The sequence below is a fragment of the Bradyrhizobium sp. Kon10 genome, from assembly GCF_055807395.1.
The window spans coordinates 346,649-361,007 of the sequence record NZ_JBVVOZ010000002.1; the positions used below are offsets into that span (position 1 = coordinate 346,649).

At 65.2% G+C, this 14,359-nt stretch carries 12 protein-coding genes; 10 read left to right on the top strand and 2 right to left on the bottom strand.

Going from position 1 to position 14,359, the window contains the following annotated elements:
• Positions 1–189: 189 nt before the first annotated feature.
• From AC0L2O_RS04605 to AC0L2O_RS04635, 7 genes are all read left to right on the top strand, one after another.
• Entirely contained in the window at positions 190–1,203 is a 1,014-nt protein-coding gene (locus AC0L2O_RS04605) for an ABC transporter permease (protein WP_369720497.1), read from the top strand.
• Positions 1,204–1,212: 9 nt separating this feature from the next.
• Positions 1,213–2,112, top strand: a complete 900-nt coding sequence (locus AC0L2O_RS04610) for an ABC transporter permease (RefSeq protein WP_473368860.1) — start codon at positions 1,213–1,215, stop codon at positions 2,110–2,112.
• A 103-nt stretch (positions 2,113–2,215) separates the two neighbouring features.
• On the top strand, positions 2,216–3,946 hold the full coding sequence (locus AC0L2O_RS04615) for a dipeptide ABC transporter ATP-binding protein (protein WP_473368861.1): 1,731 nt from the start codon (positions 2,216–2,218) through the stop codon (positions 3,944–3,946).
• A 19-nt stretch (positions 3,947–3,965) separates the two neighbouring features.
• Positions 3,966–4,148, top strand: a complete 183-nt coding sequence (locus tag AC0L2O_RS04620; protein WP_369720500.1) for a DUF4089 domain-containing protein — start codon at positions 3,966–3,968, stop codon at positions 4,146–4,148.
• Complete coding sequence (locus AC0L2O_RS04625; RefSeq protein WP_473368862.1) at positions 4,145–5,539, top strand: AtzE family amidohydrolase; 1,395 nt, start codon at positions 4,145–4,147, stop codon at positions 5,537–5,539. The genes AC0L2O_RS04620 and AC0L2O_RS04625 overlap by 4 nt, the downstream gene beginning before the upstream one ends.
• A gap of 1 nt (position 5,540) precedes the next feature.
• Positions 5,541–5,933: an oxalurate catabolism protein HpxZ gene (gene hpxZ, locus AC0L2O_RS04630; protein ID WP_473368863.1), complete on the top strand. Its 393-nt coding sequence runs from the start codon at positions 5,541–5,543 to the stop codon at positions 5,931–5,933.
• Between the two features lie 4 nt (positions 5,934–5,937).
• Positions 5,938–6,660 carry a GntR family transcriptional regulator gene (locus tag AC0L2O_RS04635; RefSeq protein WP_473368864.1) on the top strand — a complete coding sequence of 241 codons (723 nt, stop codon included), beginning with the start codon at positions 5,938–5,940 and terminating at the stop codon, positions 6,658–6,660.
• Between the two features lie 113 nt (positions 6,661–6,773).
• On the opposite strand, the gene atzF is transcribed toward AC0L2O_RS04635, so the two are convergent.
• On the bottom strand, positions 6,774–8,582 hold the full coding sequence (atzF, locus tag AC0L2O_RS04640) for an allophanate hydrolase (protein ID WP_473368865.1): 1,809 nt from the start codon (positions 8,580–8,582) through the stop codon (positions 6,774–6,776).
• Positions 8,583–8,986: 404 nt separating this feature from the next.
• Between atzF and AC0L2O_RS04645 the strand changes: the two genes are divergently transcribed.
• Positions 8,987–10,837: a feruloyl-CoA synthase gene (locus AC0L2O_RS04645; RefSeq protein ID WP_473368866.1), complete on the top strand. Its 1,851-nt coding sequence runs from the start codon at positions 8,987–8,989 to the stop codon at positions 10,835–10,837.
• A gap of 366 nt (positions 10,838–11,203) precedes the next feature.
• On the opposite strand, the gene AC0L2O_RS04650 is transcribed toward AC0L2O_RS04645, so the two are convergent.
• Complete coding sequence (locus tag AC0L2O_RS04650; protein WP_369720505.1) at positions 11,204–11,707, bottom strand: MarR family winged helix-turn-helix transcriptional regulator; 504 nt, start codon at positions 11,705–11,707, stop codon at positions 11,204–11,206.
• 83 nt (positions 11,708–11,790) lie between these two features.
• Between AC0L2O_RS04650 and AC0L2O_RS04655 the strand changes: the two genes are divergently transcribed.
• A complete protein-coding gene (locus AC0L2O_RS04655) occupies positions 11,791–13,011 on the top strand; it encodes a cytochrome P450 (RefSeq protein ID WP_473368867.1) in 1,221 nt (406 codons plus the stop codon).
• An 11-nt stretch (positions 13,012–13,022) separates the two neighbouring features.
• Entirely contained in the window at positions 13,023–14,234 is a 1,212-nt protein-coding gene (locus AC0L2O_RS04660; RefSeq protein ID WP_473368868.1) for an ABC transporter substrate-binding protein, read from the top strand.
• Positions 14,235–14,359 lie beyond the last annotated feature (125 nt).

Below are 14,359 nucleotides of genomic sequence, written 5' to 3' on the forward strand. Positions count from 1 at the left end.
CACTCTCTCATTCCCTCTCCCCTTGTGGGAGAGGGTGGCTCGCCGCGCAGCGGCGAGGTGGGTGAGGGGTAGCCACGAACTCCGATCTCGCTTGGGGCTACCCCTCACCCCAACCCTCTCCCACAAGGGGAGAGGGGGCGCAGCGGAGTGTGCGGCGCTATCTCATTTCCACATCAGGAGTGCAGCCCCATGCTGACCATGATCGGCAAGCGGCTGATGTTCGCGATTCCGTCGCTGATCGGGGTCATCATCGTCACCTTCCTGCTGACCCGCGCGCTGCCGGGTGATCCCGCCGCGTATTTCGCCGGCCCCGCCGCCACGAAGGAAGCCGTCGAGCAGATCCGCAAGAAGCTCGGCCTCGACAAGCCGCTGATCGAGCAGTTCTTTCGCTACACCAACGATCTCGCCCATGGCGATTTCGGCAATTCGCTCACCACGGGCCAGCCGGTCGCGGCGGAAATCCGCAATCGCCTGCCGGCTTCCGCTGAACTCACGCTGATCGGCCTGATCGTCTCGATCGTGATCGCGATCCCGCTCGGGGTTCTTGCGGCGACGCGGCCGGGATCATGGGTCGATCATCTCTGTCGGGTGACGACGACGGCCGGCGTCTCGCTGCCGGTGTTCTTCACCGGCCTAGTGCTGGTCTATGTCTTCTATTTCCAGCTTGGCTGGTCGCCCGCGCCGCTCGGCCGTCTCGACGTGTTCTACAGCGCGCCGCCGACGCTGACCGGCTTCTACCTGATCGACACGCTGATCGCCCGCGACTTCGAGGCGTTCCGCTCGGCGCTGAGCCAGCTCATCTTGCCGGCGACGACGCTGGCGATCTTCTCGCTGGCGCCGATCGCGCGCATGACGCGTGCCTCGATGCTGGCGGTGCTATCGTCGGAATTCGTGCGGACCGCGCGCGCCAGCGGCCTGTCGCCGGCAACCGTCATCGTCACCTACGCCTTCCGCAACGCGATGCTGCCCGTCATCACCACGCTCAGCATGGTGTTCTCGTTCCTGCTGGGCGCCAACGTGCTGGTGGAGAAAGTGTTTGCCTGGCCCGGCATCGGCTCCTACGCGGTGGAAGCATTGATCTCGTCGGACTTCGCGCCGGTGCAGGGCTTCGTGCTGACCATGGCGGTGATGTACGTGCTGCTCAATCTCGTGATCGACATTCTCTATGGCGTGATCGATCCACGCGTGCGGCTGGAAGGGTAGGGGGACACAATGAGCTCCGTTGCGCCTGCTGTTGAACCTGTCGGCCCCGCGCGGACCTCGGGACTCGTCGCGCTCATCGAGCAGACCCGCTACGTCCTCGGTGAGAACAAGGTCACGGGCTTTGCCTTCGCGCTGTTGATCGTGATCCTCATCGCCGCGATCTTCGGGCCTTATGTGGTGCCCTATGATCCGCTGGCGTCCGATACCGCGGCGTCGCTGAAGCCGCCGTCCGCCGCGCACTGGTTCGGGACCGACCAATTGGGCCGCGATATCTTCAGCCGCGTCGTCGTGGCGACGCGGCTCGATACGTTCATTGCGGTCGCCTCCGTCGTGCTGGTGTTCCTGATGGGCGGGCTCGCCGGCATCGCCGCCGGCTATTTCGGCGGCTGGACCGACCGCATCGTCGGCCGCGTCGCCGACACCATCATGGCCTTTCCGCTGTTCGTGCTGGCGATGGGCATCGTCGCAGCGCTCGGCAACACCGTGCAGAACATCATTCTGGCCACAGCCATCGTGAACTTCCCGCTCTATGCCCGCGTCGCGCGCGCCGAGGCCAACGTCCGCCGCAACGCCGGTTTCGTGCAGGCCGCGCGCCTCTCCGGCAACGGCGAGTTTCGCATCCTGCTGGTGCACATTTTGCCGAACATCATGCCGATCATGATCGTGCAGATGTCGCTGACCATGGGCTACGCCATCCTCAACGCCGCCGGCCTCTCCTTCATCGGCCTCGGCGTTCGCCCGCCGACCGCGGAATGGGGCATCATGGTCGCCGAAGGCGCGGGCTTCATGGTCTCCGGCGAATGGTGGATCGCGCTGTTTCCGGGGCTTGCGCTGATGATCGCCGTGTTCTGCTTCAACCTCCTCGGCGACGGCCTGCGCGACATCGTCGACCCGCAGCGGAGGACGTGATGGCTGGGTTACGCGGAAATTTCCGCTCAAAATTCTCCAATAAAATCAATCCAATTCTACTGTGCATGGGGTTGTTTTCGACCTTTTTATTGGGGAGGCACCCATGACCGCCCAGCCCCTGCTCGACGTTCAGGACCTCACCGTCGAATTCACCACCCGCCGCGGCATCGTCAAAGCCGTGCAGCACGTCAACATCTCGGTCGCGAAGGGCGAGACGCTGGCCATCGTCGGCGAGTCCGGCTCGGGCAAGTCGGTGACGTCCTACGCCGTGATGCGGATCCTCGACCGCGCGGGCCGCATCGCCCAGGGCTCGGTGATGTTCTCCGGCATCGACGTCAAGGCCGCGTCCGAAGACCAGATGCGCGATCTGCGCGGCCGCGAAGTCTCGATGATCTTCCAGAACCCGCGCGCCGCGCTCAATCCGATCCGCAAAGTGGGCGACCAGATCGAGGACGTGCTGCGCACCCATGTGCAGCAGGCCATGGTCGCCGATCGCGGTGAGAAGGCGATCGAGGCGCTGGAGCAGGTCAAGATCGCCCGGCCGCGCGAGCGCTACCACGCCTATCCGTTCGAGCTTTCGGGCGGCATGTGCCAGCGCGTCGTCATCGCGCTCGCGCTCGCCTGCAATCCGCAGTTGCTGATCGCGGACGAGCCGACCACCGGCCTCGACGTCACCACGCAGAAGGCGGTGATGGACCTGATCGTCGAGCTGACCAAGCGCAAGTCGATGTCGACCATCCTGATCACGCATGATCTCGGGCTCGCCGCCGCCTATTGCGACCGCGTGGTGGTGATGGAAAAGGGCCGCGTGGTCGAGACTGCGAAAGCCGCCGACATCTTCGCCAACCCGCAGCATCCCTATACGAAGAAATTGATGCGCGCGACGCCACGGCTGGGCGTCAGCTTGCGGGATCTGTTGCCGGAGGAGGAAGGCGCTACGCCCGCTGTCGCGAGCGTTGCGCCCGCGGAATCCGCTCCGACCGCCGCAGCCGGCCAGACGCCCCTCCTCCTCATCGAAAAGCTCATCAAGGAATATCCCCGCCAGGGCGCCACCGCGACGCTCGGCAAATTGTTCGGCCGCAAGCCGCCGGTCGAGCCGGATGTCTTCCGCGCCGTCGACGGCATTAGCTTCTCGATCGGTCATGGCGAGAGCGTCGGCCTGGTCGGCGAATCCGGCTGCGGCAAATCGACGACCTCGATGATGGTGATGCGGTTGCTCGACCAGACCTCCGGCCTGGTTCAGTTCGACGGCGAAGACATCGGCGCCATTCAGCCCGCCTCCTTCGCCCGGCTGCCGCAGCGCAGCCGGATCCAGATGGTGTTCCAGGACCCGACCGACAGCCTCAACCCGCGCTTCACCGCCGTGCGCGCCATCGCCGACCCGATCATGCAGCTCGGCGACGTCAGGGGCCGCGACGCGCTCCGCGCCCGCTGCGAGGAGCTGGCCACCATGGTCGGCCTGCCGCTCAACCTGCTGGATCGCTTCCCGCATCAATTGTCCGGCGGCCAGAAGGCCCGCGTCGGCATCGCGCGGGCCATCGCCCTGCATCCCAAGCTCGTCATCCTGGACGAGCCGACGGCGGCGCTGGACGTCTCGGTCCAGGCGGTCGTGCTGAACCTGCTGCAGGACCTCAAGGCGCGGCTAGGTATGAGCTATCTGTTCGTCTCGCATGATTTGAACGTAGTGCGCTTGTTGTGCGATCGTGTCATTGTCATGCGGTCGGGTCGAATCGTCGAGGAAGGCTCTTCCGAGAGGGTGTTGAGCGATCCGCAGGACGACTACACCAAGGAGCTGCTGACGGCGATCCCGCATCCGCCGTTGCAAGTCCACTGAGAGCCTGTTTGGGAGCGTGATGGCCGAACCGCTGGACGATTATATCGACGCTGTCGCGAAAGCATTGGCGTTGCCGGTCGAGGAGGCCTGGAGGCCTGCCATTCGCGCCAATCTCGATGTCTCGTTGCGGCTCGCCCGCATGGTCGACGATTTCGCGCTGCCGGACGAGACCGAGCCGGCGCCCGTGTTCGCGCTGCCATGACCACCAAGCCCGATGCAACGGCTGCCGAGATCGCCAAGGCGGTGGCCGGCGGCAAATTGTCCGCGCTCGATTCGATCGATGCCGCGCTGGCGCGGATCGAGCAGCACGACGGCGTCCTCAATTCCTTCACCGCCGTCACGGCCGATCGCGCCCGCACCAAGGCGTGCGCGATCGATGCCGATATCGCCGCCGGCAAAACGGTCGGCCCGCTCGCCGGCGTTCCCTTTGCGGTGAAGAACCTGTTCGACGTTGCTGGCCTTTCGACCCGCGCCGGCTCGAAGATCAACCGCGATCTCGCACCGGCCAAGCGCGACGCCACTTTGATTGAACGCATGGAAGCCGCCGGCGCCGTGCTGGTCGGCGCGCTCAACATGGGCGAATACGCCTATGATTTCACCGGCGAGAACGTGCATGACGGCCCCTCGCGCAATCCGCACGACACGACGCGAATGAGCGGTGGCTCCTCCGGCGGTTCGGGGAGCGCCGTCGGCGGCGCGCTGGTGCCGATCGCGCTGGGATCGGACACCAACGGTTCGATTCGCGTGCCGTCGTCGTTCTGCGGCATCTTTGGCCTGAAGCCGACCTATGGCCGGCTGTCGCGCGCGCGCTCGTTTCCGTTCGTCGCGAGCCTCGATCATCTCGGTCCGTTTGCGCGCAACGTCACCGACCTCGCGCTCGCGTATGATGCGATGCAGGGGCCGGATGCCGACGATGCGGCCTGCACCAATCGTGGTCTCGAACCGACGACGCCGCTGCTCGCCAATCCGGTTTCCGACCTGCGCATCGCGATCGCCGGCGGGTACTTCCAGAACAATTTGTTTCCGGAAGCCGTAGAAGCCGTGGGCCGGGTCGCCAAGGCGCTCGGCGCGACGCAAATCGTCGAGATCCCCGAAGCCGCGCGCGCCCGCGCCGCGGCCTATGTCATCACCACCACTGAAGGCGCCTCGCTGCATCTCGATCGCCTGCGCAAGCGCCCGAACGATTTCGATCCGGCGGTGCGCGACCGGCTGATCGCGGGCGCCATGGTGCCGGCGCCGATGGTCGACCGCGCACAAAAATTCCGCCGCTGGTATCGCGCGCAACTCGCGGAGATATTCAAGTCGGTGGACGTGCTGCTCGCGCCGGCAACGCCCTGCACCGCGCCGAAGCTCGGTCAGGTCAATTTCAATCTCGGTGGCGTCGAATTGCCGGTGCGCGCCAATATCGGTATCCATACCCAGCCGATCTCGTTCATCGGCTTGCCCGTGGTGGCGGTGCCCGTGCCGCTCGAGCCGCTGCCGATCGGCGTGCAGATCATTGCCGCGCCCTGGCGCGAGGACATCGCGTTGCGCGTCGCATACGCATTGGAACAGATGGGCGTTGCGTCGGCGCCCGCGCCGAGAGGATTTTGAGATGGAGGTCGATCTCCCGGATGTGCTTGCGGAAGTGAAGGCGGCGTTCGAGCGCTACGAGCAGGCGCTGGTCACCAACGACGTGGCTGTGCTCGGTGAGCTCTTCCGCAATGATCCCCGCACGCTGCGCTACGGCGTCGGTGAAAATCTCTACGGCTACGAGGCGATCTCCGGCTTCCGCGCCGGACGCTCGCCGATCGGCCTCAACCGCCGCACCGCGAAAACCGTGATCACCAGCTACGGCCGCGACACGGCCGTGGCCTCCACCCTGTTTTATCGGGACACCTTGCCCGGCAAGGTCGGCCGGCAGATGCAGACCTGGGTCCGCTTCCCGGAGGGCTGGCGCGTTGTCGCCGCCCATGTCAGCATCATCGACGAGCCGAAAGAGATTTGACCGTATGACGCTTGACGATCTTCCGCCCGGAACGCTGCCGACCGAGTCGGTGGTGCCGCGCGTCGACCGGGCGTCGCCTTCGGTGCAGAAAGTCACGCGCGCCGAGGAACTGCGTCTTCAGCTCGCGGATGAGATCGTGCGCGGCGCTCTCGCCCCCGGCGCGCCGCTGGACGAGACCGATATCGCACGTCGCTTCAGCGTGTCGCGTACGCCTGTGCGCGAGGCGCTGCGTCAACTGGTCGCGAGCGGCCTGGTCGAAGCGCGCGCCCATCGCGGCGCGGTCGTCGCGCAGCCCTCGTTCGAGCGGCTGACGGGCATGTTCGAGGCGATGGCAGAGCTCGAAGCGCTCTGCGCCGGCCTCGCCGCCGAGCGCATGTCTGTCACCGAGCGCCACGGCCTCGAAGCCATCCATGAAGAGCTGCGCGTGTTGAGCTACGCCGGCAATCCCGATCGCTTCCACGAGGTCAACGAGCGCTTTCACAATGCGATCTATGCCGGCTCGCAGAACGGCTACATCGCCGAGATCACGCTCGCTACGCGCGTGCGCGTGCAACCGTTCCGCCGCGCCCAGTTCCGCAATCTCGGCCGCCTCGCCAAATCGCAAGCCGAACACGACCGCGTCGTCGTTTCCATTATGCGCGGCGACAAGCAAGGCGCCGCGGCCGCGATGCGCGCGCATATCGAATTGGTGCGCGGGGAGTATGAGATTTACGCGGTGTCGGTTTAGGCTGCGCGCTCGGTGCCGTAGGGTGGGCAAAGGCGCAAAGCGCCGTGCCCACGATCCATCCGCACCGCTGATGTAAAAGGTGGGCACGCTGCGCTTTGCCCACCCTACGAGAGCTACGCTGTCGCGGCTTCCGCCATATACTTCCGCCACCCACCATACGCGGTGATGTCGCGGGCTTCGCCCAGCACCTCCGGCTCGACAAGAAAGCCCTTGACGCTGCGGCCATCGGCAAGTCGGATCGTGCCGATCGCCATCGGCGCAGGAATCGCATTGACGAACTTGCCGAAGGCCGATGACGACAGCGACCAGATCTCAAGCTCGATCGATGCGCCCTTGCCGGCCTTGACGCGCAGCATGCCCGGCTTTGGCGGCGTGGTCTGCAGCGCATAGAGCTTGTAGTCGGGCGCAGTCGTGGTCGCCTCGATCAGCTTTCCGTTGAGGGCCTTCAGCTCGCCGTTCAGCGCCATGCCGGAGAGATGCGCGCCCACCACCGCGATCGGAATCTCGTCGGCGACGTGTTCGGGAAGCGGCGCCAGCGGGGCTTGCGCCACGCCCTTGGCGCCGAGGGTCAGCCTGGTGTCGGCGTGGAAGACGCGGCCGATGCTGGCGAGAAGCGCGTCACGACCCGAGGGGGCGAGCAGCGTGATCCCAAATGGAATGCCGTCGCCACGCATCGCGGCCGGCAGCGCGAGGCCGCAGAGGTCGAGCAGGTTGACGAAGTTGGTATAGGTCCCGAGCCGGCTGTTCAGCTCGACGGGATTGGCAAGCACCTGTGCGGTCGTATACGCCGTCGGTGCCGTCGGCAGCACCAGCGCGTCGATATTGGTGAAGGTGCGCTCGGCGATCTTGCGCAATCCCTGCAAGCGGTAGAGCGCGGAGAAGGTTTCGGCTGCCGTCAACCGCGCGCCGGCAGCGGTGATCTCGCGGGTGACGGGATGGATCGAGTCCGGTGCCGAGGCGAGCAGATTGCGGATCACGAGATAGCGTTCGGCGACCCACGGCCCCTCGTAGAGCAGCCGCGCGGTTTCGTAGAACGGCTCGAGGTCGAACTCGACCAGCGTTGCGCCAAGTGCCGTCCAGCGCTGCAGCGCCTCGCCGTAAGCCGCTTCCGCTTTTTTGTCGCCGAAGAAGATCAGTTGCCCGTTGCGCGGCACGCCGAGGCGCATCCTGGCCGGGAACGGCGTGATGGCGCCAAGCGGCCGGTCGCGCGAGAAGGGATCGGCCTGGTCCGGCCCAGCCATGACCGACAGCGCAAGCGCGGCATCGTCGACCGTGAGTGCGAATACCGAGATGCAGTCGAGCGTGCGGCAGGCCGGCACGAGGCCCGCGGTCGAGATCATGCCGAGGCTCGGCTTCAGCCCGACGATGTTGTTGAGCATGGCCGGCACGCGGCCGCTGCCCGCTGTGTCGGTCCCCAACGATAGCGGCACGAGGCCTGCGCCGACGGCGGTCGCCGAGCCCGAGCTCGAGCCGCCGGGAATGAGATCGTCGCGGATCGCGTTTTTGGGAATGCCATAGGGCGAGCGGACGCCGACAAGACCGGTCGCGAACTGGTCGAGATTGGTCTTGGCGATGATGATCGCGCCGGCAGCGCGCAGGCGCTGCACCGCGGTGGAATCATGCGCCGGCGTGTAGGAGAAGGCCGGGCAGGCCGCCGTGGTCGGAAAGCCCAGCGCGTCGATATTGTCCTTCACTGCGACCGGGATGCCGTAGAGCGGCAGGTTTGCTGCGTCTGGCCGCGCAGCAAGCTTCTCGGCCTCCGCGATCGCGTCCGTCTCGTCGCGCAGGCTGATGAAGACGGCGGGATCGTTGTGGTCGCGGACGCGCTGGTAGGTTCGCGCGACCGTCTGCGCCGGCGTGACCGTGCCTGCGCGATGTGCGGCCACAATCGCGGCGATCGTTTCAGGCTGCTCAGCCCCCATGGTGACAAAACTCCGGCAACGTGTCCTCACCTGGATTGAAGCAAGCGATGTGCCATTGTGTACAGAATCCGGGCACGCCCGCCGTTCCGGATATTATAGAAGGATCAGTGACTTGGTGGATATTTCGATTGTCCCATGCACTATCGGGCCGACGCCCTGTTCCGGGCATATGCTCAAATCGTGGGCAGTCCGGATCAGGTGAAGCAGGCGTGCATTTCGAGCCGCCGCTGCTGGTTCGTCGTTCGAGGTTGGCGAACAGACGTACCAGCCGGGCGCGCTCGATCCCCAGCCCGCTGGCGCTGATCCCGCTGTGGACGACAATAATTGCTATACTCAACTTCATGGCCAAGCAGCCCGGGACGAGGCTGCGGCCGCTCCCGGCTCGCCGGGCGAGGAGGAAACCGATGACAACCGCCCTTCGCGGTGACGCTGCAAGCCTGTTCGCCACGCCAAAGACTGTCGCCGAGCATCGCGCCGACGGCAGCATCGTGCTCCGATCGTCCGAGCCCTTGCGCGACAGCGCGCGCTGCATCGGCGACTGGCTCGAGCAATGGGCGCGGCAGGCACCCGATACGATCTTCCTCGCCGAGCGCGGCAACGCCGAAGCACCCTGGACCACCGTCACCTACGCGCAGGCGCTGCGGCGGGTGCGCGGGGCAGCATCGTGGATTTTGGCGCAGGGTCTCGGTGCTGAACGCCCGCTCGTCATCCTCTCCGACAACAGCATCGACCATGCGCTGCTCGCGCTTGCCGCCCAGCATGTCGGCGTGCCCTCGGCCGCGATCTCGCCAGCCTATTCGCTGATGTCAAAGGACTTCGATAAGCTCAAGAGCATGATCACGCTGCTGCAGCCCGGCGCGATATACGTTTTCGCGACCAGGCCGTACGCGGCGGCGCTGGCCGCGATCAAGCCTCTGCATCGGGCCGAGATCATCAGCGGCAATGCCGATGATGCCGACGCGCTTGCGTTCCGGACCATCGCGGCAACGCCGGAAACTTCCGGCGTCGCAACAGCGTTCGCCGCGGTGACGCCGGACACGATCGCAAAATTCCTGTTCACCTCGGGTTCGACCGGCACGCCGAAGGCCGTCGTCAACACCCAGCGCATGCTGACCTCGAGCCAGCAGGCCAAGGCGCAGACCTGGACCTTTCTCGCGCAGAGCCCGGGCGAACTTGTCATTCTCGACTGGCTGCCCTGGAGTCACACCTTTGGCGCCAACCACAATTTCAATCTCGTGCTGCGCAATGGCGGATCGCTCTATATCGACGGCGGCAAGCCCGTGCCCGGCCTGTTCGCAACCTCGCTCGCGAATCTCAAAAGCGTCATGCCGACCGTCTATTTCAACGTGCCGCGCGGCTTCGACATGCTGATCGCGGCGCTGCGCGGCGACGAGGAGCTGCGCCGCCGTTTCTTCGGTGAGGTGAAATTCGCCTTCTATGCGGGCGCGGCACTGCCGCAGAACCTCTGGGATGCGCTCGAACAGCTTTCCGTCGAGACCATCGGCCGCACGCTGCCGATGGTGTCGGCCTGGGGCTCGACCGAGACCTCGCCGCTTGCAACCGACTGCCATTTTCTCGCCGAGCGCTCCGGCAATATCGGCGTGCCGATTCCAGGGACGGAGCTGAAGCTCGTTCCCTCCGGCGACAAGCTGGAGGTTCGCGTGCGCGGCCCCAACGTCACACCCGGCTATTGGAAGGCGCCGGAATTGACGCAGCAGGCTTTCGACGCGGAGGGCTTCTATCTGATCGGCGATGCCGTGAAATTCGCCGATCCCGCGCGGCCCGAGCGCGGGCTGTTCTTCGACGGCCGCGTCGCGGAAGACTTCAAGCTCAATTCCGGCACTTGGGTCAATGTCGGCACGCTACGCGTCGCCGGCATTGCCGCGCTGGCGCCGCTCGCACAGGATATCGTCATGGCCGGTCACGGGGGAGACGAAGTGCGCTTCCTCGTTTTCCCGAACATTGCCGCTTGCCGTGCACATGCCGGCCTGCCCGAGGCGGCGGCCATCAATGATGTACTTGGCCATGACAAGGTCAGGACCGCGATCGCGCAGGGTCTCGCGAAGCTGAAGCAGCAGGGCGCCAACTCCTCCGGCCACGCCACCCGCGCGTTGCTGCTGGCGGAGCCGCCGTCGGTCGATGGCGGCGAGATCACCGACAAGGGCTACATCAACCAGCGCGCGGTGCTCACGCGCCGTGCCGATGCTGTGGCGCGGTTGAATGATGATGCCTCGGAGGAGTGGATTGGCCTGTAGCAGTTGAAACGGCAGCTCTTCGCGTTAGGTGGGCGGCCGTAGGCCACCTCTCTCCCTGTTGTCATTGCGAGCGCAGCGAAGCAATCCAGAGTCTTTCCGCAGAGGGATTCTCGATTGCTTCGCTTGCGCTCGCAATGACGGGGCCGAAAACAGCGCGCCAATACGCCAGCAAACCTGCCGCATTATCCTGCAGGATTCTTTTGTTGCCTAAGCAACTAATTTGTGTGCATCGTTCCGGACAAGATGACGGCGGGAGAACCGCTGCGTCGAATCTCGGAGGAAGCAATGCTCGGCCGGATCGGTGCCGTCGGCAAACGCCGGCGCATAACGGGAAACGATAGGGGACCGCGCTTGATGCGCGACCGGTCAGGCCCCGCTGCCGTCGGTCACCGCGCCGAGATTTTCATGCAGCCGGCGCAACAGGCCGATCAGGACCTCGCGCTCGTCCTCGCCGAGGCAGGACAGCAGCCGCCGTTCGCGCTCCAGCGCCGCGACGATGACTTTATCGTGGGCGGCGCGGCCCTTCGCCGTCAGCGCGATCGAATGGGTGCGGCCGTCGTTCGGATCGGTGCGGATCGACACCAGCCCGCGCTTTTCCAGACCGGCAAGCGTCCGGCTCACCGGGCCTTTATCGAAGCCGATAACTTGGCAGATGCGGGAGGCCGGAATGCCCGGTTCGATCGCCAGCAGCGACATGATCCGCCACTCTGTGACGTTGACGCCGAACTGCCGCTGATAGAACGCGGTCGCGCTATTGGACAGCTTGTTGGCGATGAAGGTGATGATCGCCGGGACGTAGCGGTCGAGATCGAGCGTCGGTCCCAGCTCGGCGGGCGCAGGCTTCTGGCGAGGTCTGGAAGGCGGCGGCATGTCGGGATTCTGACTCGCGGGATGTTCGCAGACCTAAGGGTATGCGGCGAGCTTTCACAAGATCAAAATGAGGGAGAACTTCAATGAGCGCATCCGGCTCCCCAGCATCAAGCGGTCCGTCGGTCGTCCCCCATCTCGACGTCGATCCCTTTGCGACGAGTTTTTTTGCTGATCCCTATCCCACGCACGAGCTGCTGCGGGAGGCGGGGCCGGTCGTCTATCTCGACAAGTGGAATGTCTATGGCGTAGCGCGCTTCGCCGAGGTCCATGCCGTGCTGAACGATCCCGCGACCTTCTGTTCCAGCCGCGGTGTCGGCCTCTCCGATTTCAAGAAGGAAACGCCGTGGCGGCCGCCGAGCCTGATCCTAGAAGCCGATCCGCCCGCGCACACGCGGACTCGCGCCGTGCTGTCAAAAGTGCTGTCGCCGACCGTGATGAAGGGGCTGCGCGACCGTTTTGCGGCAGCGGCCGAGGCGCGGGTGGACGTGCTTCTCGACAAGCGCAGTTTCGATGCGGTCACGGATCTCGCGGAAGCCTATCCGCTCTCGATCTTCCCGGACGCGTTGGGGCTGAAGCCGGATGGCCGCGAGCATCTCATCCCCTATGCGAGCGTCGTGTTCAACGCCTTCGGTCCGCCCAACGAGCTGCGCCAGGAGGCAATCGCGCGCTCGGCGCCGCACCAGGCCTATGTCACCGCACAGTGCCAGCGTGACAATCTCACGCCGGGCGGCATCGGTTCCTGCATCCATGCCCAAGTCGACGAGGGCGCGATCACGGCGACGGAGGCGCCGTTGCTGGTGCGCTCGCTTTTGTCGGCCGGCCTCGACACCACCGTCAACGGCATCGGTGCTGCCGTCTATTGCCTCGCGCGCTTCCCGGAGCAGTGGCGGCGCTTGCGTGGCGATCTCACGCTCGCGCGCAATGCTTTCGAGGAGGCAGTGCGATTCGAGAGCCCGGTGCAGACATTCTTCCGCACCACGACGCGTGAGGTCGAGCTGTCCGGCGCGAGCATCGGCGAGGGCGAGAAAGTGCTGATGTTCCTCGCCGCCGCCAATCGCGATCCGCGACGCTGGGATAATCCCGACAATTACGACATCACGCGCCGCACCTCGGGCCATGTCGGCTATGGCTCGGGGATTCACATGTGCGTCGGCCAGCTCGTGGCGCGGCTCGAAGGCAAGACAATGCTGACAGCGTTGGCGCGCCGTGTCGCGAAGATCGAGATCACGGGCGAACCGAAGCGTCGCTTCAACAACACGTTGCGTGGGCTCGATAGCCTGCCCGTCGCCATCACGCCGGTTTAAAGAGGGAAATCATGAAGCATCTGAAGTGGACGCTTGCGCTGGCCGCAAGCCTTGTGAGCGGCGCCGCAAGTGCCGAGATATCCGACAATGTCGTGCGTGTCGGCGTGCTCAACGATATTTCCGGTATCTTCCAGGACACCAATGGCATGGGCTCGGTCGAGGCCGCGCGCATGGCGGCGGAAGACTTCAACGGCGGCGGCAAAGGCATCAAGGTCGAAATCGTTTATGCTGACCACCAGAACAAGGCTGACGTGGGCAACGCCATTGCGCGAAAGTGGCTCGATGCCGACGGCATCGACGCTATCGTCGACGTGCCGAACTCCGCCGTCGGTCTCTCGATCAACACGCTGCTGCGCGACAGCCGCATGACCTTCCTGGCCTCGTCGACGGCAAGCTCCGATCTCACCGGCAAGGCCTGCTCGCCCAACACCATCCAATGGGTCAACGACGCATGGGCGACCGGCAACACCACGGCAGCCGCGATGATGTCGCGCGGCGGCAAGGACTGGTATTTCCTCACAGTCGACTACGCGCTGGGCAAGGGCATCGAGGCCGAAGCACAGAAATACATCGAGGCGCACGGCGGCAAGGTGATCGGCTCCTCGAAACATCCGCTCGGCACTTCCGACTTCGCCTCGTTCCTGTTGCAGGCGCAGGGTTCGAAGGCGCAGGTGATCGGGCTCGCCAATGCCGGCGGCGACACCATCAATGCGGTGAAGCAGGCGGCTGAGTTCGGCATCCAGCAGGGCGGGCAAAAGCTGGTGGCGTTCCTGCTCTTCATCAACGACGTCCACGGCATGGGCATCAAGGTCGCGCAAGGGCTCCAGCTCATGGAGGCCTTCTACTGGGACATGAACGACGACACCCGGGCGTTTGCAAAACGCTTCGCCGCGCGGCCCGGCATGAATGGCAAGATGCCGAGCGGTAACCAGGCGGGCGTCTATGCCGCCACGCTCGCGTACCTCAACGCGGTCGCCGCGACCGGCAGCGACAATGCCAAGAACGTCGTGCCCGAGATGAAGAAGTTCAAAGGCAAAGACAAGCTGTTCGGCGATACCGCCATCCGCCAGGACGGCCGCGTCGTGCATCCGATGTATCTGTTCGAAGTGAAGAAGCCGGAGGAGTCGAAATATCCGTACGACTATTACAAGCTGGTCTCGACGATTCCTGCCGATCAGGCGTTTCGTTCGATGGCGGCAGGTGGCTGTGAATTGGTGAAGTAGTGGCGGCCAGCACCGTTTGCCTCTCCCGCCTGCGGGGAGAGGCCGGAGTTTGCGGAGGCGGCTCCTTACCCCGACCGTCTCAGCGCGAGCGAAGCTCGTCACGGCCCCGTAAGAACGGGGCGAGG